This window comes from Winogradskya humida (assembly GCF_016862215.1).
GTDB lineage: Bacteria > Actinomycetota > Actinomycetes > Mycobacteriales > Micromonosporaceae > Actinoplanes > Actinoplanes humidus.
The window spans coordinates 10418-29921 of the sequence record NZ_BOMN01000143.1; the positions used below are offsets into that span (position 1 = coordinate 10418).

The following is a 19504-nucleotide window of genomic DNA, read 5'->3' on the forward strand; positions in this document are numbered from 1 at the left end:
TATGTCGATCTCGTCGACCACGTCGCGGGTGTGGAACAGTCGTCGCCTGGCGAAGGCGGCCCGGCTAGACGCGGCCCGCGACTTCACCGACGGCAAGGTGGTCGACAGCACGCGACTGCGCGAGGTACTGCAGGCGCTGATCCGGCCCGGCGACCGCGTCGCCTTGGAAGGCGACAACCAGAAACAGGCCGACTTCCTGTCGCGTACGCTCGCCGACTGCGACCCGGCCATGCTGCACGACCTGCACATGGTGATCTCGTCGGTGTCGCGACCGGAACACCTGGACCTGTTCGAACGCGGCATCGCCACCCGGCTCGACCTGGCCTACGCCGGCCCGCAGAGCGTACGGATCGCGCAGCTCGTCGCGGACGGCACGGTGACCCTCGGCGCCATCCACACCTACGTCGAGCTGTACGCCCGGATGTTCACCGACCTCACCCCGCAGGTGGCGCTGCTGTGCGCGGCGGCCGCCGACCGCGACGGCAACCTCTACACCGGCCCCAACACCGAGGACACCCCCACGATCGCCGAAGCTACGGCGTTTCGTGACGGTGTGGTCGTCGTCCAGGTCGACCGGCTCGTCGACGCCGGTGAGCTGCCCCGGGTCGACATCCCCGGCGACTGGGTCGACCTGATCGTCGTCGCGGACCGCCCGTTCGCGCTGGAGCCGCTGTTCACCCGCGATCCCCGGCGCATCGGCGACGTCGAGATCCTCAAGGCGATGATCGCCCTGTGCGGGGTGTACGAACGCCACGAGGTCGTCTCGCTCAACCACGGCGTCGGCTTCGACACCGCCGCCATCGAGCTGATCCTGCCGACGTACGGGGAAGAACTGGGGTTGAAAGGCCGTATCGCGCGCAACTGGGCGCTCAACCCGCATCCGACCCTGATCCCTGCGATCGAGTCGGGCTGGGTCGAGTCGATCCACTCCTTCGGCGGCGAAGCGGGCATGGAACGCTACTGCGCCGCCCGGCCCGACATCTTCTTCACCGGTGCCGACGGCTCGCTGCGCTCCAACCGGGTGCTGTGCCAGCTCGCCGGGCAGTACGCGATCGACATGTTCATCGGCTCCTCCCTGCAGATCGACGCCGACGCCAACTCCTCGACGGTGACCGACGGGCGCCTGTCCGGCTTCGGCGGGGCCCCGAACATGGGCCACGATCCCGGCGGACGACGCCACGCATCGGCGGCGTGGCTCGATCTCGCCCACGGTGACGGCGCATCGCGGCGCGGACGCAAACTCGTGGTACAGATGGCCCAGACCTTCCGGGCCGGCGGTGTGCCCACCTTCGTCGAGAGCCTCGACGCGATCGACGTCGGCAAGGCCGCCGGCATGCCCCTGCCCCCGGTGATGATCTACGGCAACGACGTCACCCATGTCGTCACCGAGGAAGGCGTGGCCTACCTCTACCGCTCGGACAGCCTCGAGGAACGCCGTGAGTGCCTGGCCACCGTCGCCGGGGCCACCCCGGTCGGACTGCGCTCCGACAGCCACACCGTCGAGCGGCTACGCCGCGACGGCCTGGTCGCCTTTCCCGAAGACCTCGGCGTCGACGTGCGCCGGGCCAACCGGTCGCTGCTGGCCGCGCACAGCATCGGTGATCTGGTCGACTGGTCCGGGGGCCTCTACGACCCGCCCGCCCGGTTCCGGGAATGGTGACCGTAACAGCGCCGATCGCGGCGCAGCCGACCCTCCTAGCTGATCTCGCCGTTGAGGCTCTGCACGCCGAAGCGCGGCTGACCCCCAAGCCGGGCCTGGTCGATCGCCGGGGTTCGGGCGCGCACGCCGACATGACCCTGGCGATGCTGGCCGCATCGGCCGAAGCCCTACGCCCCGCCTTCGCAGCCTGCGCGCAGGCGGCCGCATCGATCCCGCTGGGTGCCGCGTTGCGAGCCCGGATCGGTGCAGTCGGCCGCGCCGGGGAGACGCGGATGGTGCAGGCGACCGGCGGGGTGAACACCCACCGCGGAGCCCTGTGGGCACTCGGCCTGCTGACCGCCGGCGCCGCCGCGCGCGGGGGCATCGAGGCAATCGTGGGTTTCGCCGCCGAACTGGCCCGTCTGCCGGACGCCGATGCCCCAGCACCCGATCCGCGAGCGCACGGCCGCCTGGCCCGCTTGCGTTACGGCGCTGCCGGCGCCGCCGGTGAAGCACGCGCGGGCTTCCCGCACGTGACCGACGTGGCACTACCCGCCCTTCATAATGCCCGTGCCCAGGGTGCCACCGAAGACCAAGCGCGCCTCGATGCCCTGCTCGCCCTCATGACCCGGGTCGACGACACCTGCCTGCTGCACCGCGGCGGACCGGCCGGCCTGACCGCCGTGCAGGCCGGAGCCGCCGCCGTACTCGCCGCGGGCGGCACCGCCACCGGCGCCGGCCAGGCCGCGCTGGCCGCCCTCGACGAGCACACCGCCCGCGCGGGCCTGTCCCCCGGCGGCAGCGCCGACCTGCTCGCCGCCGCCCTGTTCCTCGACGCACTGGAAAGCATGTGGTCACCATGCAGACCTTGACGTTCCGCTTTCCCGCAGGCACGGCACCGAAGCGACGGGTACACCTCGGCGTCGTCGCCTCCGGCGACTTGGAAATCCTGCTCACACCCCACCCGCCGGGCAGCGATGCCGATGCCGCCGAGGTCCGGGTCCGCACGTCCGTGGACGGTTTCGACGCCGTATGGCGGCAGGTGCTCGAGCGGTTCTTCGAACGATCGCCGATGACCGGCGTGTGGGAGCTCAACGACTTCGGCGCCACCCCGGGAGTGGTGAATCTGCGACTGCGGCAGGCCGTCGACCTCGCCCTGGCAGAACAGGACCCGCAATGACCGTCACCGATGACATCGGCCGCCTGCTGGCCCGCCACAGCGTCCGCGAACTCACCGCCCGCGGCCGGGCCCTCGCCCTGCTCGATGACGGCAGCGCACACGAACTGCTGGGGCCGTTCGACCACCTCGAATCACCCTGGCTCGAACCGCAGGGCGTCGTGCCGCAGGCCGACGACGGCGTCGTCGTCATGCGGGGCTCCATCGGCGGCCACCGCGCTGTCGTCGCCGCCGTCGAACAGGGATTTCAGGGCGGCGCGATCGGCGAGGTCTCCGGCGCGAAGATCAGCGAGACGCTGCGCCTGGCCGCCGCCGACGGCTCCGCCGGGACGCCCGTCACCGCCGTGCTGCTGCTGGAGACCGGCGGCGTACGCCTGCAGGAAGCCAACCTGGGCCTCGCCGCCGTCGCCGAGATCTGCGACGCGGTCCTGGTCGCCCGCACCCACGCTCCGGTCATCGCGGTCATCGCCGGCGAGGTCGGCAGCTTCGGTGGCGTCAGCATCGCCGCCGGCCTGTGCACCGAGGTGATCATGACCAGGGAAGGGCGGCTCGGGCTCAACGGGCCGGCCGTCATCGAGCAGGAAGCCGGGAGAACCGAGTTCGACGCGTCCGACCGGGCGCTGGTGTGGGCCGTGCACGGCGGCACCCAACGCCACGCCCAGGCCCTGGCCGACCGGCTGATCGTCGACGACATCGACGAGCTGCGCGACGCGGTCGCAGCGGCGGTCACCGCTGGGGTGAAGGCGGTAGGCAGTCATCGCAGCGAACGTGTTGACGTCCTCGCTGCCCGCCTGGCCCTGCTCGATCCGGCCACGACGCCGACCCCGGCTCAGACCCGCGAGCTCTGGGGCGCGCACTACGAGGTCCCGGAGGCCGTGCCCACCCCCGCCCCGGTGCCATCGGCATCGCCGGGCCCGGCGAGTCGAGGCTTCACCTGGCTGAAGCTGTTGTCCGGCGTCGACACACCCGACGCCGTCATCGCGTCGGTGCGGATGGCCGTCACCGACCAGGCCGTCTACCTCGCCGTCGTGCCCGACCCGGCCAGCCCCTATCACCGGGCCCGTCACGGTGAGGTGGGGCTGGCCGAGTGTCTCGCCCTGGCCCAGACGCTGCGGCGCATCGTCGCCGAGGACGCCGCCCGGCCGCAGCGCCGGGCGATCGTGGCCGTGGTCGACCTGCCCAGCCAGGCCTACGGCCGCATCGAGGAGACCGCGGGCCTGCACCAGGCCATCGCCACCACCGTCGACGCGTACGCCGCTGCCCGCACCGCCGGCCACCCGGTCGTCACGATCGTCGTCGGCACCGCCCTGTCCGGTGGCTTCCTCACCCACGGATTGCAAGCGACCCGGATCCTCGCGCTCGACGCGCCCGGCGTGGAGATCCACGCCATGCACAAACCGGCCGCCGCCCGCATCACCCGCCGCACCGTGGACCAGCTCGAACAGCTCGGCTCCCGGATCGCACCCCTGAGCTACGACGTACGCACCTGGGCAACACTCGGTCTGTGCGACGCGCTGCTGCCGGTCGCTGACGCCGATCATCCCACCGACGCCGAGACCGCCACCGTCACCGCGGCCCTGCAGCAGCAGATCGAAGCCGCCCGCACCCCCGTCGCCGACCTGTCCTACCGGCTCGACACGCCGGGGGCACTGCATCTGCGGGGCGCGTCCCGCCACGTACGGGATGAATTGGCTCGGCAGTGGGCAGCGGAGCGATGACACCGCAGGTCCACGACCTCCTCCACCTCGGCGACCTGGACGCCGTACGCCGGGCCAACCCGGACGCACCGCCCTGGGTCTGGCAGCACCTGGCCCCGTCCGCCTGGGTCGTAGTTCGCCGGCCCGAGGCGAGCAACGGCCTCATCCCAGCGGGTGCCCGCGGCGACGGACGCACCCAGCGGCAGGCCCTCGACGTACCCGAGGCCTCCATCACCGAGGTCGTCACCCCGCACCAGCTCACCACCAGGTTGCTGGATCAGCCGCCCGCCGGCGCCATCGCCGAGGCCATGGCGATGCTGCGCGGGTGGTTCACCGCCCTCGACGCCGCCGGACTCGACTGGGGCCCGGTCGGCGCGGTCGGATTCGAGCTGGCCACCGGCCGGCGGGTCACCAGGGCGTCCAGCGATCTCGACATCGTCATCCGGATCACCGACTGGCCCGGCCCGGCCGTGCTCTGGCAACCGCCGGCGACGCCGGTGCGCCTCGACTGCCTCCTCGAAAGCCCGGCCGGCGCCGTCGCCTGGGCCGAAGCAGCATCCGACGCGACCGACGTGCTGTGGCGCACCAGCTCCAGCCCGCGCCTGGCCGGCAACCCGCGGCTCGCCGCGGCACGGAGCGCGGCGTGAACCTGGCCGTGGTTTTCCCCGGACAGGGTTCGCAGCGACCCGGCGCGCTGGCCGCGTTGCCCGACCATGACGCGGTACGAGCCGTCCTTGCCGAGGCCGAGCAGATCCTCGGTGCCGCGACCGTTGCCGCACTCGACGAACCGGACACGCTGCACGAGACCGCCGGCGCCCAGCTGCAACTGCTCATCGCCGGCGTCGCCACCGCCCGGGCGCTGACCGCCGAAGGCTTCACGGTCGACGTGACCGCCGGGCACTCGGTGGGCGCCTTCGCCGCGGCCGTCACCGCGGCCGTGCTCACCTTCGCCGAAGCACTCGCCGCCGTCGCCCGTCGCGGGCAGCTCATGGCGGCCACCGCCGACAACGGCCGATGGGGCATGGCCGCCGTCCAGGGACTCGACGCCCCCACCGTGCGGCGGCTCGCCGCCGACGTCGGCACCCCGCAGGAACCGGTATGGCCGGCCGTCTACAACGCCGCCGACCAGATCGTGCTCTCCGGAACCCGGACCGCGCTCGCCGACGCGGAACACGCCGCGCTGGCCGCCGGCGCCCGCCGCGTCGTGCACCTCGATGTCGCCGTCGCCGCGCACTGCCCGCGCCAGGACGACGTCGCCCAGGCGATGACCCGGGCCCTGGCACCCCTGCCGCGCCGGCCACCGACGGCCGCCGTCATCACCACCGCCGGCGGCCGCCGGGTCACCCGGGCCGAAGCCGTCTACGACGATCTCGCCCGGTCCGTCGCCCTGCCCGTGCAGTGGTACGACGCCGCCCGGCTGCTCCCCGAGATCGGCGTGACCCACCTCGTGCAGACCCCGCCGGGCCGCGTCCTGGTCGACCTGCTGCCATCCGGCAACGCCGTGCACGCCACCGCACTCGGTGACGGTGACTTCGCCCGCCACCTCGACGATCTTCGCTACGAGCTGAGGAGAACACGATGACCGACCCCGTGGTGCCCACCCGCGACGGCGCCGTACGCGGCACCGAGATCGCCGACGGTGTCCTCGCCTGGCGCGGTATCCCCTACGCCGCCGCACCGGTCGGCGACCTGCGCTGGCGACTGCCGCAGGCACCGGAACCCTGGGCCGATGTCCGGGACGCCCTCGCCTACGGGGCGCCCGCCATCCAGCCCAGCCTCGGCGCCATGGGCCCGGCGCCCGCGATCCCCGGCATGGTGGCACCGGACGCCCTGCCCGAGCCGGCCGAAGACTGCCTCTACCTCAACGTCACCGCCCCAGCCGACGCCGACCGCCTCCCCGTCGTCGTCTGGCTCCACGGCGGCGGCTACCACCTCGGCAATGCCACCCAAGGCCCCGGCGACGGCTCCCCGTTCGCCGCCGCCCACCGGGCTGTGGTCGTCTCGTTCAACTACCGGCTCGGCTCGCTGGGCTTCCTCACCATCCCCCGCGAGGAGCACACCGGCGCCTACGGCCTGCACGACCAGATCGCCGCACTGCGCTGGATCCACGACAACATCGCCGGATTCGGCGGCGACCCCACCCGGGTGACCGTGTTCGGTGTCTCCGCCGGGGCAAAGTCGGTGGCCAACCTGCTCGCCTCCCCGCTGACACGGGGCCTGTTCAGCGGCGCCGTGTCCTACAGCGGTGGCGCCGACCACGTCAGCACCGCCGAGCAGGACATCCGGCTGCAGGCCCGGTATCTGCGCGAACTCGGGCGCAACGAAGCCGACCTTCGCTCAGTGCCCGCCGCCGACCTGCTCGAAGCTCAGAACGGCCTCGCCGCGGGGATGCGCGCCACCTGGGTCTGGCGGCCCTCCGTCGACGGCCTCGCCCTCGACCGTCCCCCACTGGACGCGATCACCGACGGCTCCGCCACCGGCGTACACCTGCTCGTGCAGCACACCCTGCTCGAAGGGCTGCTCTACGACGTGATGGTCCCCGGCTCGGCCGACGAGACCGACCAGGTCCTGACCGGGCTCTTCGGCGCCGACACCGCGACCGCCATCCTCGCCGGGTACGCGACCGCCCGGCCCGACCTCGCCGCCGACCCGCACCGGCTACGCCTGGAGGTCTTCTCCGACGAGCGCTACGCCATCGCCTCCACCCGCGTCGCCGACGCGCAGAGCCACCACGCACCGGTATGGCGATCACGCTTCGACGGGCCACTGCCCGGCTTCCCCGTACCCGGTGCACCGCAGGGCCCGCTCCCGGCGACCCACAGCACCGACGTCACCGGCGCCTGGTTCGGTCTCGGCCCCGCCGGCGCAGAACTGTTCGGCACCATCGGCGCGTTCGTCACCACCGGCAGCCCCCAGGCCGCGACGCTGCCCGCGTGGGACGCCTATGACGACAAACAACGACCCACCATGGTGCTCAGCGCCGACGGCGGCCGCCTTGAAGCAGACCCGTTCCCGGCCCAGCGCGAGCTGTGGGATGGCCGCACCTGGCCCTCGGGCACGTGGTGGCCCGTCGACGGCCTCTGACACCCGTTCCTCACCGACACCAACCACGAGAAGGTCGGACAACCATGAGTTTCACCGAGTACAACGGCAAGCGGGTCATTGTCACGGGCTGCACGTCCGGCATCGGACGGGGTCTCGATCATCCACGCCTGGAACGATTCGATGTGCGCCTTGGTCACCAGAGTCGAGTCGGGTCCTGCCCAGCGTCATCGACGTCCGGGTCCAGTGACTCCGCAGCCAGATACTTCGCCAACTGGGCGCCGCCAGAAGCTAGTTGTAACGCGTCGTCTCCGGGTGATTTCCGGCCCGCAGGGCGCGGTCCCAGTCGCGTAGGAAGCCGGCCCAGTCGCCCTTCTCCAGACCTTCGCACAGTCGGTCGAGCTTCAGTAGGGGCATCTCTCGTCACCTGCCGAGTTTAAGGGTCTACAAGCGGCGTGCTCGATCCCGGTGACGTCGTCAGACACGAAAAAGGGGCTTCCACAAGTCTGTGACCTGCGAAAACCCCTTCGCTGTCGGGCTGACAGTGTGCTGGCTCAGGACATCGGCATGGGGTGTCTCGGGTCATCGGAATAGGTATGTCTCAGGACATCGGCATGGCAGTCTGATCGGCTGGTGATCTGGCGGCAGGCTGCGGCGTGTCTACACGTCGCCTCGTCATCACGGCTGTCCTGACCGGCATGTCACAGTCCGAAGCCGCCCGCACCTACGGCGTCTCCCAGGGCTGGATCAGCCGCCTCATGACCCGCTACACCCTCGAAGGCGAAGCGGCGTTCGAGGCCCGCTCACGCGCCCCGAACACCCGGCCCACCGCCACCCCCGCCAGCACGGTCGAACTCGTCCTACGGCTACGCAAACACCTCGACGACACCGGCTTGGACGCCGGCGCCGACACCATCGCCTGGCACCTGCACCATCACCACCAGACCGTGCTGTCCCGCGCCACCATCAACCGGATCCTGACCCGCCACGGCCGCGTGACCCCCGAGCCGGCCAAGCGGCCGAAAAGCTCCTACATCCGGTTCGAAGCCGACCAGCCCAACGAAACCTGGCAATCCGACTTCACCCACTACCGCCTCACCACACCCGACGGCGCACCCGGTCCTGACACCGAGATCATCACCTGGCTCGACGACCACTCCCGCTACGCCCTGCACATCAGCGCCCACCACAGGATCACCGGCCCGATCGTGGTCCACACATTCCGGCAAACCGTTGCCACCTATGGGATCCCCGCATCAACACTGACCGACAACGGCATGGTCTACACCGTCAGATTCGCCGGCGGACGCGGCGGCAGAAGCGGACTCGAAGCCGACCTGAACCGCCTGAACATCGTGCAGAAAAACTCCCGCCCGAACCACCCCACCACCTGCGGGAAAGTCGAACGATTCCAGCAAACCCTCAAAAAGTGGCTCCGCGCCCAAACACCACAACCCACCACGCTCACTCAGCTGCAGGCGCTGATCGACGTTTTCTGCGGCGAGTACAACCACCGCCGGCCCCACCGATCCCTGCCCCACCGGGCCACCCCCGCCACGGCCTACCACCACCGCCCGAAAGCCGCCCCCGGCAACGCACAGCACCACGACACCCACGACCGGGTCCGGCACGACAAAATCAGCAAAGCCGGCACCGTCACCCTGCGACTCGCCGGACGACTACGCCACATCGGGATCGGCAAAACTTACGCCGGAACCTACGTCCTGCTGCTCGTCCAAGACCTCAACGTGCGGATCATCCACCCCGCCACCGGCGAACTCCTCCGCGCCCTGACCATCAACCCCGACCGCGACTACCAGCCCACCGGCCGACCACCCGGCCCCACCCCCACAAACAAAAACCCGGACCTACGAAAACGTAGGTCCGGGCTATTCCGATGTCCCGAGACATCACACTGTCGGGCTGACAGGATTTGAACCTGCGACCCCTTGACCCCCAGTCAAGTGCGCTACCAAGCTGCGCTACAGCCCGATGCCACGCTCCGGAACCCCAGTGCGCGGCAACAACAAAAGCTTACCGCAGGCCCTCAACCGGCTTTACACCGGCACACCGGATCGGGCCCGCGGCATCCGACACGTCAGCCGTGGGCCTTACCGCGCCCACCGGGACCGAGCTTCTTACGCGGCCGCACGGCGATTTCCACCGGACTGCCCTCGAACCCGAACTCCTCGCGAAGCTTGCGCTCCACGAACCGCTGATACCCGGCGTCGAACGGCCCGGTGGTGAACAGCACGAACCGCGGCGGCGCCACCCCGGCCTGCGTAGCGAACAGCACCCGAGGAGCCCGCCCACCACGTACAGGGTGAGGCGTCGCCTGTGTGAGTGCCGTCAGCCACTGGTTCAGCGCCCCGGTCTGGATGCGCTTCTCCCAGCTGGCGAGGGCCTTACGAATCGCAGGGGCGAGCTTGTCCACCGCACGGCCGGTCTTGGCGGAGATGTTGACGCGGACCGCCCACGGGATCCGCTTGAGCTCCCGGTCGATCTCCTTGTCCAGGTAGAAGCGCCGGTCCTCGTCGACCAGGTCCCACTTGTTGAACGCGATGACCAGTGCACGCCCGGCTTCCACCACGGAGGTCAGGACGCGCTGGTCCTGTTCGCTGATGACTTCGCCGGCGTCGAGGAGCACCACGCCTACCTCGGCACCCTCAACAGCTCCTGCGGTACGCAGTGACGCGTAGTACTCCGTACCCGAAGCCTGGTTGACGCGCTTGCGCAGACCGGCGGTGTCGATGAACTGGAAGATTTCCCCGTCCATCTCCACGAGGCTGTCGACCGGGTCGACTGTGGTTCCCGCCACGGAGTCGACGACGGCGCGCTCTTCGTGGGCGAGTCGGTTGAGCAGCGACGACTTGCCCACGTTCGGGCGTCCGACCAGCGCGACGCGTCGCGGCCCACGGCGTACACCCTCGATGATTGCTGGTGCCGGAGGCATAGCCGCCAGGATCGCGTCGAGCAGATCGCCGGACCCTCGCCCGTGCAGGGCGGAGATCGGGAACGGCTCCCCCAACCCGAGGGACCAGAGCGAGTTCACCTCGAGCTCAAGGTTCTGGTTGTCGGCCTTGTTGCCGACGAGGATGACCGGCTTGGCGCTGCGCCGCAGCATGCGGACGGCCTTCTCATCCATGTCCGTGGCACCGACGATGGCGTCGACGACGAACACGACCACGTCAGCGGTCTGCACGGCGATCTCGGCCTGTGCAGCGATCGCAGCGGCACGGTCCTTGGCGTCGGGCTCCCAGCCGCCGGTGTCGACGACGGTGAAGCGGCGGCCGTTCCAGTGGGCGTCGTACGGGACCCGGTCACGGGTCACGCCGGGGACGTCTTCGACGACGGCCTGGCGGCGGCCGATGATGCGGTTGACCAGCGTCGACTTGCCGACGTTGGGGCGGCCTACGACGGCGACGATCGGCTGCCACCCGTTCGGGGCGCTAGCCGTTTCGGGGTCGGTGGAGAAGCTGGGGAAAGGGACGTCGTCGAACTCTGAGAGATCGACGGGGAAGTCAGTCACGAACTCACCTTGCTGTTCAACATTTCCAAAAGGCGGGTCACGACGTCGTCGATGCCCATTCCCGTGGTGTCCAGCTCGGTGGCGTCGGAGGCCTGTTTGAGCGGGTCGGTCTTGCGGGAGGAGTCGAGCTTGTCGCGGCGGGCCAGGTCGGCCTCGGTGGCCTTGACGTCGGTGGCGTCCTCGGCGCTGCGGCGGGCGGCGCGGGCGGCGGCGGAGGCGGTCAGGTAGACCTTGAGGTCGGCGTCGGGGGCGACGACGGAGGCGATGTCGCGGCCTTCGACGACGATGCGGGGGGCGCCGGCGATGATGTCCTGCTGGATCTGGACGAGCATCGCTCGTACCTGTGGGACTGCGGCGACGGCCGAGACCGCTCCGGTGACCTCGGGTCCCCGGATGGCCGCGTCGACATCGGTGCCGTTGGCCTCGAAGTGGGGGGCCTTGGGGTCGGTGCCGATGGACAGGTCGACTTCCTGGGCGACCTTGAGGATCGCCTCAGGGTCGGCCAGGTCGGCGCCGGACTGCAGGACCGCCCAGGTGATCGCCCTGTACATCGCGCCGGTGTCGAGGTAGATGCCGTCGATCAGGGTCGCCAGGCGGCGGGAGACGGTGGATTTGCCCGACCCGGAGGGACCGTCGACGGCCACCACACACCGCTCGGGTCGTACTACTTGCGCCACCGTTAACCTCCATCGTCGCCAGACAAATCTTTCCTATTGTGCCCCGTGCAGTCGGCGGCCCAGGAACCGCCGTCAGCGTACGTAAAGCTGTTACGCCTCGTCGTCGGCGATGATCTCGCCGTCCTCGTCGCCGTCGCCGACCGCCTTGAACAAGGCGCCCAGCTCACCGCGGGACAGGTGACGGAAACCACCGGGGCGCATGTCGCCGAGGCGGATCGGGCCGACGGCCGTACGGATCAGGCGGGTCACGGGGTGACCTACCTCATCCATCATGCGGCGCACGATGTGCTTGCGGCCCTCGTGCAGGGTCAGTTCGACCTGAGCGGTACGCCCGAGCGCGTCGACCAGCTTGAACGCGTCGACCTTCGCCGGGCCGTCCTCGAGGTCGATGCCCGACAACAGCCGCCGGCCGACGTTGCGGGGCAGCGGGCCCTCGACCTCGGCGAGGTAGGTCTTGGCGATCCCGTAAGACGGGTGCATCAGCTTGTGGGCGAGCGCACCGTCGTTGGTCAGCAGCAGCAGGCCCTCGCTGTCGGCGTCGAGCCGGCCGACGTGGAAGATCCGCTGTTCGAAGTTGCCGAGGAAGTCGGCGAGCTCGTTGCGGCCCTTCTCGTCGTCCATGCTGGAGACGACCCCGCGGGGCTTGTTCATGGCCAGGTACACCATCTTGGTGTTGGTCACCACACGCGACCCGTCGACTTCGATCTCGACCTTGGACGGGTCGACCTTGTCGCCGAGCTTGGCCACGCGGCCGTTGACGGTCACACGCCTGCGGAAGATCAGATCTTCGCAGGCACGCCGGGATCCGACTCCAGCAGTCGCGAGGACTTTCTGCAACCGCACGGAGTTGTCCGGATCAGCCTGAGGCATCGAGCACTTCTTCCACGTCGTCGGGTAGGAACGGAGCCAGCGGCGGCAACTGGTCAACCGAGTTGAGGCCGAGCTTCTCAAGGAACAGCGCCGTGGTCCGATACAGGAATGCCCCGGTTTCGACCTCGGTGCCGCATTCCTCAATGAGGCCGCGCGTCACCAGGGTACGCATCACGCCATCACAGTTCACACCGCGGATGGCAGAGATCCTCGACCTGGTTACAGGCTGCTTATAAGCAACCACTGCCAGTGTCTCCAGAGCCGCCTGCGTCAACCGCGTAGACTGCCCATCAAGCACGAACCGCTCCACATACGGCGCATATTCCGGCCGCGTATAGAGACGCCACCCACCCGCGGCCCGCCGAAGATCAAACCCGTGCCCCGCCGCGGTGTACCGCGCGGAAATATCCTCCAGCGCCGCCGCCACCCGCTCCGTCGGCTGCTCAATGATCTGCGCCAGCTGCATCTCCGCCACCGGCTCATCCACCACCAGCAAAATCGCCTCAAGAGCAGCGCGCAACTCACCCTCATCAAGGGGCTTGAGCTCTAATTCTTCGACGGTACGCGCTGACTCCTCAACAACCGCAACAGCAGCTCCCGTCTTCTCCCCGCGCTTCCGGCGCCGCCCCTGAGCCGGAACGCCGGACGCAGGAACACCGGAAACCGGAGCAGCCGCTCCCCCGCCGAGCTCAGCTGCCACATCCGCCGCACCCGCAGCCCCGGCCGCCACAATCTCGGCACGATCCACCGCCCCGGCATCGACGGCGACAGCACGCCACCCAGGCTCATCGCCGCCCCCCGCAGCAGCCACACCCGCCTCAGACCCATCGCCGTCAGCGCTCGACTCAGACTGGTCGGAGACACTCAACTCAGACTCGGCGCCGACGCTCGACGCAGGCTCAGCGGTGACGGCACTGGACCCGGGCTCGGCGGCAGCGGCGCTCGGCTCGGGCTCGGCGGCAGCGGCGCTCGACTCGGGCTCGGCGGCGACGGCACCGGACCCGGGCTCGGCGGCGACGGCGCTCGACTCGGGCTGATCGTCGGACTCGGCGTTGTCAGGCTCGTCGTCGGCAGCGGGAACGTCCTCCTCGAAGGGGAGATCCACGTCGGCGTCGTCGGCTACGTCATCATCGGCGGCGCGATCGAACACATCACCCGCGTCATCGCCCTCCAACGGCAGAGGCGCGTCGACCAGGGGTGACTGGCCGATCTCATTGTCCTCGGCCTGCTCGATCGCCTCAGGCATGGGCAGCAGCGGCCCGCCGCCGACGTCAGTCGGATCCGGCTCCTCCTCACCCGGCAACTCCCGAGGTGAGTCAACAGTCGCCGGACCGCCCCCCTCCTCCGGGAACGGCGGCAACTCAGGCGGAACCCCCGTGCCCCCCTCAGCCGGATTGGGCCCCTCGAACGCGGGATCAAAATCGTCATCGTCATCCGAGAGATCCGCCTCGGACAACTGCTCGTCATCGTCCCCGCCGTACGCGCCATCAGCCCGATCCGAGTGAATCCGACCGGCATCGCCCACCTCGTGGCCGGAAGTCTCGTCGCCGGCCGATTCGTCGCCGGCCGATTCGTCGTCGACCGGCTCGGCATCGGCCGGCTCATCGGCATCGGCGTCGCGGTGAGCGGCGGCGTACTCAGGATCCGGCGGCCGCTGCTGACGCTCCCACGGCGGAACCCACGACGCTGCCGCCGCGGCCAGGGAATCGGGGCGCTCGTCGCTCATAACCTGTCCTCTTCGTGTTCCGTATCCGTCCCAGCCGCATTACCCACCACACCCCCGCCATCCGCGCGAACACGCGAATCCCCCACCTCAGCCTCCCCCAAATCCGCCAACGTGGGATCAACCTCAAGAAGCCCAGCAGCCACACGAGGTACGCCCCCAGCCCCAACCGGATCAACGTGATCGACCGGTTCAACAGGATCAACGGGGTCAACCGGGGTAATCGAGTCGACAGGCTCAACCGGGTCAATGGGCTCAACCGGAGCGACCGGGGCAACCGGGGCAACGGGCTCGACGGGCTCGACGGGCTCGACGGGCTCGACGGGCTCGACGGGCTCGACGGGCTCGACGTCAGTTTCGGGGAGTGGGACGTCCTCGAACTGCGCGTCCACGTCCTCGTCAACTGCGGCATCAAGGGGATCCTCGGCCTGCTGCGCGTCGTAGCCGTTGCCCGCGAACCCGCCGGCGACGCTCAGGTCGCGCTCGTCCTCAACATTCAGCTCCGCGACATGGTCGTGGCCCGCGGTCAAGTCGACGTCATCCCGAACCTCGACGCCAGCACGAGAATCCCGATCGACCGAAAGGCCCAGGTCGGCCGAAAGGTCCCGGTCCGCCGAAAGGTCCCGGTCGGCCAAGAGGTCCCGGTCCGCCGAAAGGTCCCGGTCGTCATCGTCCGTGTCCTCGTCGTCGGAGGCCGGGCTGCGGTTGATCGAGAGACCGAGATCAACCTCAGGAACAAGATCGTCCTCGTCGTCGAGATCGTCGTCGTCCTCGTCGTCCTCGGCGGGCTCCTCGAGCACGGGCAGGCGGCGTGCCTCATCCGCGACGTCATCCGGATCCACGGGAAGGTCGTCGGGGTCGAGGGCGGCGGTGTCGAGCTCGGGTGCGGTGCCCTCGTAGTCGTCGATGTCGAGCTCGGCTTCGGCCTTGTCGCCGCCGATCCACCGGACCGTCAACTCGTCCAGTGACACGGGTTGCTCGAAGTCGACGAGGCCCTCGCGGTACAGCTCCAGCAACGCCAGGAACCGCGCGACCACCTCGAGCGTGTTCTCGCAGTCCGCGATGAGCAGGCTGAACGTCGCCACACCGGCACGGCGCAGACGGTCCCGGATCAGCGTGGCGTGTTCGCGGACGCTGACCCGTACCTGGTGGATGTGAGCGATGGAGACCTGCGGCGGCCCGGGTTTCGGGGTGAACTGTTTGATCGCGAGCTTGAGAAGCCGTTCCGGGCCGATGCCGAGCACCAGCTCCGGCAACGCCTCCGCATACCGCGCCTCGAGGGTGACCATGCGCGGCCACCGTCGGGCGCCGGTGCCTTCGAGTTCGGAGATGTAGCCGGCGGCCTCTTTGTAGGCCTTGTACTGCAGGAGCCGGGCGAACAGCAGGTCGCGGGCTTCGAGCAGCGCGAGGTCTTCCTCGTCCTCGACGTCGGCGGCGGGCAGCAACCGGGCGGCCTTGAGGTCGAGGAGGGTGGCGGCGACGACGAGGAATTCGCTGGTCTCGTCGAGGTCCCAGTCGTCGCCCATCGCGCGGATGTAGGTGATGAAGTCGTCGGTGACCTGGTGGAGGGCGACTTCGGTGACGTCGAGTTTGTGTTTGCCGATGAGCTGGAGGAGCAGGTCGAACGGGCCGGTGAAGTTCGTCAGCCGGACGGTGAACTTGCCGTTGTCGACCTCGCCCGAGAGCTCGGCGTCGGCGTCCACCGCGACGACGACCTCAGCGCCGGTCGCGGGGTCGATGACGACCAGCTCTGCGGAGGCGGGGGTGGGCGCAAGCTCTTCGGGCACGTGCTGACCGTAGACCACGAGGTCGGCCAGCTGTTCCAGGCTCATGCACTCGACCCCCGCCACCTCGGAAAACATCCGTCGTCAAGGTCAACGCCGGTTGTGGCAGCGGGTAACTGAGCAAGTACGAAACGTGCCTAGCCGACGCCCTGAACCGCGCCCTTGTGGACGTGCACGCCCGCGCCGAACTCGACCATCTGGTCGGCGGTCAGGCCGATCTTCTGCCAGAACTGCACCTGCGCGTAGATCTTGTTGGGCTGCTCGATCCACAGCGTGGTGCCGTCGCTGCCGGCCGGGTCACCGACCAGCACGCCGTCTGCGTCGCCGACCTTGACCTTCTTACCGCCCTCGGGTGCGCCCTGATCCTTGGACTGCAGGAACACGACGATCTTCCCGACAAAGCTCTCCGGGTCCTCCAGCGGTGCCACGGACGGCTTGACCGGCTGCTGCGCGCTCGGCCCTCTCCACGGGTCGTCGACAGGTGTCGACGGGTCCTCGGGGGCGATCACCAGCGCACCCTCGTCGCTGGCCTGGATGAACCAGCCGTCCGGGACCTTGTCGACGGTGAAACCGGCAGGCTGCTTGCCCTTGTACGCGACAAGCGCGAGCTCGGCGGTCGCCGAAGCCGTCGCCGCAGGGGCACCTTCCGCCGTGTACGCCGGAGCCGTGCTGCCCGAGTGGGTGGCCGTGAACGCGACCGCGGCGACAACCGCAACCGCCGCGAACGCGGAACCGGCAGCGCCCTGCATCGTGCGGCGGCGGCGCAGAGCGCTACGACCACGGGCGATGTCGGCGTCGACCTGGCCGTCGGTCGGCTCCCGAGCCGGCCCCGCGACCTGGTCGAGACCGCTACGCAGGTCCATCATGATGTGACTCCTTGCTTGACAAGAATCGGGTGAGCGCCGAGGACATCGCGCAGGCGGTCCAGCGCCCGGGCGGTCTGGCTCTTGACGGTCCCCTGGGAACAGCCGAGCGCGTCCGCGGTCTCGGCGATGTCCAGGTCGTACAGGTAACGGAAGACGATCGCGGCACGCATCCGCGGCGCGAGCTCCTTGAGCGCGGCCCGCATGTCGTCACCGAGATACTCACTGCCCGCTTCGGCGGCACCCCGGTCCGGCAGCTGCGCCACCGGCCGTTCGCGGCGCCACCACAGCCGGCGCCGCTCGTCGATCAGCGCGTTGACCAGCATGCGGCGCACGTACGCGTCCGGGTTGTCCGCGCGGCGCACCGACGACCAGGCCAGGTACAGCTTGGTCAGCGTCGACTGGACCAGGTCCTCGGCCAGGTGCGCGTCCCCCGCGGTGAGCAGGGTCGCGGTCCGCACCAGTTCGGCGCGGCGGGAGAGCACGAACTGACGGAACTGCTCATCTCGCTCGGATCGGCCCGAGCCATCGTCTCGTCTCACGCCCCCACGACGGACGCCGTCCCGAGAAAGTTGCATCCGGCTCAAAGTAGTTCTGTGATCACAGAGGAGAGTTCCGGTGTGCCCTGGATCAGGGTGCTTTGCGAGCCTGGTTGGCGCCCGGTCACGCGATGGGCCAGATCCAGACGTCGAGGTTCTGCTCGGGGGCGCGGCCCATCAGGTCCTCGACCAGGATGCGGACGTTGTCGTAGCGGGGTTCGTTGCGTACGACGAGTACGCCGGCTTCGTACCGTGCGATGTCGGATTGGACCTGGGTTTTGTCCTTGTCGCTGACCTTGGGGACCTTGTTGTCCTTGACGGTCTTGTTGACCAGCCAGGTGAGGCGGCTCCAGTCGGCGCCGGGCTGGCCGTGGCCGTCCTTGCCGGGGCCGAGGAAGTAGCCCTCGGGGATGGGGAAGTCCTGGGTCCAGGCTGCCCAGCCGAGGTTTTCGCGGCCGATGGGGAACCGGTTGGGCACCGGCAGCGGGATCAGCGACCGCCCTGCCGGGACGTACGGCTTCCACGCTCCGGAGGTGATGAACTCCGGCGGCATCGGGTCTTCCTTCGCCGGCAGCGGCTTCGGGATGAGCGGGACCAGTGCCGCGATCACCAGCAGGCCGGCGATCACCGACGCGCCTCGCCCCAGGATCGTCTTTCTTTCGCGTACGCGCGCGGCAGCGTCGAACGCGAGCGCCACCATGATCGCGAAGACCCCGACCACCGTGAACGTCAGCCGGCTGGGCGTGAGCAGCCCGAGCACCGGGAGATCATCAGGGATGTAGTGCCACGGGCCGGGGATGGTCGTGTAGGTGCCGTTCCAGCGGATCTTCGGGCCCATCGACATGATCGCGAGGATCACGCCGGCGACGAACGCGACCCGCACGATGAGGTTGCGCCAGATCAGCACGAGGAACGCGACGGCGACCACGATCGTGAGGGGCCAGCCGAACCAGCTGTTCTGCTCGGGGTAGCCCATGGTCTTCTCGACGATCGGGTCACCCCAGATCGTGTCGCGGGAGAAGTAGAAGTAGGTGGCGATGTCCTCGCCCCACGAGTGGTAGAGCGGCAGCGCCTCGAAGGTCTGAGGACCCTTGAACTGGAACCACAGTGGGTACGCGAGGAGCGCGCCCGCCACTACTGCGGTGACCGTGGCACCGAGCAGGAACGCCTTGGCACGCCGCCACGCCATGCGGGGGCTCAGCACCGCCCAGGCGAGAACGGCGACGACGCAGCCCGTGGCGATCGCGACGAGCATCTCCTCGTTGATGAAGACCTGGTAGACCACGAGCAGGCCGAGGATGACGCCGTCGCGCAGCCAGCGGCCGTTGATCCCGAGCCGGAACACCATGAGGATCAGGAACGGCAGGGCGAAGTTGCTGGCGAAGTTGGGCTGACCGTTGGCGTGGTGCACGATGCCCGGGGCGAACCCGGCGAACGCGCCGCCGAGGAACGCGGCGATCGGCGAGCGGACGACCCAGCGCTGCAGGACGTAGTACGCGGCGAACGCCGTCCCGGCCAGCGCCCCGATCATCCAGATCAGGTAGGTCACCCGCGCGCCGAGCCAGATCGTCAGCGGCGCCAGGGGCAGCGTCACGCCCAGCACGGAGGTGTTCGCCATCATGTTCACGCCGGTCGGGTAGTTCTGCCGGGTGGAGAACAGCGGGTTCTCGAAGTGCTGGATCGAGTAGGCGCCGTGGGTCAGCAGCCACTGGAACCAGGTGTTGTCGTTGGCGAGGTGGCTGGAGACGGTCTCGTTGGGATGCTCGAGCCAGTTACCCATGGCCACCATGCCGACCACGATGTAGATCAGCGCGGCGCCGACGTGCCAGGGCCAGCGGCGGCGCCGCTCGGCAGGACCGTCCGGCTCGGGCCCGGAGGCGTCCGTATCGGCCGCTTCCGGCGCATCGGTGATCAGCGTCGGCTGAGCAGTCACTGTGTCGAGCCCTACCTCTCGGTCCCCCGCG

At 69.5% G+C, this 19504-nt stretch carries 16 protein-coding genes, 1 tRNA gene and 1 pseudogene; 8 read left to right on the top strand and 10 right to left on the bottom strand.

Going from position 1 to position 19504, the window contains the following annotated elements; all coding sequences use genetic code 11:
- The first annotated feature begins 1 nt into the window (after nt 1).
- Genes mdcA through Ahu01nite_RS47185 form a run of 7 tightly spaced genes read left to right on the top strand, consistent with a single transcriptional unit; the run spans nt 2 to nt 7597 of the window.
- The gene (gene mdcA, locus Ahu01nite_RS47155) at nt 2-1660 is read left to right on the top strand and encodes a malonate decarboxylase subunit alpha (protein ID WP_203843302.1); all 1659 of its coding nucleotides are present in this window, start codon (nt 2-4) and stop codon (nt 1658-1660) included.
- On the top strand, nt 1654-2511 hold the full coding sequence (locus Ahu01nite_RS47160) for a triphosphoribosyl-dephospho-CoA synthase (RefSeq protein ID WP_203843303.1): 858 nt from the start codon (nt 1654-1656) through the stop codon (nt 2509-2511). The genes mdcA and Ahu01nite_RS47160 overlap by 7 nt, the downstream gene beginning before the upstream one ends.
- Nucleotides 2508-2819, top strand: a complete 312-nt coding sequence (gene mdcC / locus Ahu01nite_RS47165; RefSeq protein WP_203843304.1) for a malonate decarboxylase acyl carrier protein — start codon at nt 2508-2510, stop codon at nt 2817-2819. The genes Ahu01nite_RS47160 and mdcC overlap by 4 nt, the downstream gene beginning before the upstream one ends.
- A complete protein-coding gene (locus Ahu01nite_RS47170) occupies nt 2816-4534 on the top strand; it encodes a biotin-independent malonate decarboxylase subunit beta (protein WP_203843305.1) in 1719 nt (572 codons plus the stop codon). Before mdcC ends, Ahu01nite_RS47170 begins: the two co-directional genes overlap by 4 nt.
- On the top strand, nt 4531-5160 hold the full coding sequence (locus tag Ahu01nite_RS47175; protein WP_203843306.1) for a malonate decarboxylase holo-ACP synthase: 630 nt from the start codon (nt 4531-4533) through the stop codon (nt 5158-5160). The genes Ahu01nite_RS47170 and Ahu01nite_RS47175 overlap by 4 nt, the downstream gene beginning before the upstream one ends.
- Complete coding sequence (locus Ahu01nite_RS47180; RefSeq protein ID WP_203843307.1) at nt 5157-6095, top strand: ACP S-malonyltransferase; 939 nt, start codon at nt 5157-5159, stop codon at nt 6093-6095. Before Ahu01nite_RS47175 ends, Ahu01nite_RS47180 begins: the two co-directional genes overlap by 4 nt.
- Complete coding sequence (locus Ahu01nite_RS47185; protein WP_203843308.1) at nt 6092-7597, top strand: carboxylesterase/lipase family protein; 1506 nt, start codon at nt 6092-6094, stop codon at nt 7595-7597. Before Ahu01nite_RS47180 ends, Ahu01nite_RS47185 begins: the two co-directional genes overlap by 4 nt.
- A 249-nt stretch (nt 7598-7846) precedes the next feature.
- Here Ahu01nite_RS47185 and Ahu01nite_RS51600 read toward each other — a convergent pair whose 3' ends face one another.
- Nucleotides 7847-7972 (bottom strand): hypothetical protein, encoded by a 126-nt coding sequence (locus Ahu01nite_RS51600; protein WP_275411844.1) that lies wholly within the window; start codon nt 7970-7972, stop codon nt 7847-7849.
- A 239-nt stretch (nt 7973-8211) separates the two neighbouring features.
- Between Ahu01nite_RS51600 and Ahu01nite_RS47190 the strand changes: the two genes are divergently transcribed.
- Complete coding sequence (locus Ahu01nite_RS47190; protein WP_203843309.1) at nt 8212-9492, top strand: IS481 family transposase; 1281 nt, start codon at nt 8212-8214, stop codon at nt 9490-9492.
- On the opposite strand, the gene Ahu01nite_RS47195 is transcribed toward Ahu01nite_RS47190, so the two are convergent.
- The 9 genes and pseudogenes from Ahu01nite_RS47195 to Ahu01nite_RS47245 form a co-directional block, all read right to left on the bottom strand.
- A tRNA-Pro gene (locus Ahu01nite_RS47195) sits at nt 9474-9547 on the bottom strand. The two genes, Ahu01nite_RS47190 and Ahu01nite_RS47195, sit on opposite strands and share 19 nt — an antisense overlap.
- Before the next feature lie 106 nt (nt 9548-9653).
- A complete protein-coding gene (gene der, locus Ahu01nite_RS47200) occupies nt 9654-11084 on the bottom strand; it encodes a ribosome biogenesis GTPase Der (protein ID WP_203843310.1) in 1431 nt (476 codons plus the stop codon).
- Nucleotides 11081-11761 (bottom strand): (d)CMP kinase, encoded by a 681-nt coding sequence (gene cmk, locus Ahu01nite_RS47205; RefSeq protein WP_203843311.1) that lies wholly within the window; start codon nt 11759-11761, stop codon nt 11081-11083. Before cmk ends, der begins: the two co-directional genes overlap by 4 nt.
- Before the next feature lie 90 nt (nt 11762-11851).
- Nucleotides 11852-12631: a pseudouridine synthase gene (locus tag Ahu01nite_RS47210; RefSeq protein WP_203843312.1), complete on the bottom strand. Its 780-nt coding sequence runs from the start codon at nt 12629-12631 to the stop codon at nt 11852-11854.
- Nucleotides 12618-13442 (bottom strand): SMC-Scp complex subunit ScpB, encoded by an 825-nt coding sequence (gene scpB, locus Ahu01nite_RS47215; protein WP_438874875.1) that lies wholly within the window; start codon nt 13440-13442, stop codon nt 12618-12620. The genes Ahu01nite_RS47210 and scpB overlap by 14 nt, the downstream gene beginning before the upstream one ends.
- Before the next feature lie 1670 nt (nt 13443-15112).
- Nucleotides 15113-16186, bottom strand: a pseudogene (locus Ahu01nite_RS47230) (segregation and condensation protein A); the annotation flags it as partial.
- Between the two features lie 89 nt (nt 16187-16275).
- Nucleotides 16276-17004 carry a hypothetical protein gene (locus Ahu01nite_RS47235; protein ID WP_203843313.1) on the bottom strand — a complete coding sequence of 243 codons (729 nt, stop codon included), beginning with the start codon at nt 17002-17004 and terminating at the stop codon, nt 16276-16278.
- Nucleotides 17001-17543: a SigE family RNA polymerase sigma factor gene (locus Ahu01nite_RS47240; protein ID WP_239159716.1), complete on the bottom strand. Its 543-nt coding sequence runs from the start codon at nt 17541-17543 to the stop codon at nt 17001-17003. Before Ahu01nite_RS47240 ends, Ahu01nite_RS47235 begins: the two co-directional genes overlap by 4 nt.
- A gap of 121 nt (nt 17544-17664) precedes the next feature.
- Entirely contained in the window at nt 17665-19473 is a 1809-nt protein-coding gene (locus Ahu01nite_RS47245; protein WP_203843315.1) for a DUF2029 domain-containing protein, read from the bottom strand.
- Nucleotides 19474-19504: the final 31 nt, after the last annotated feature.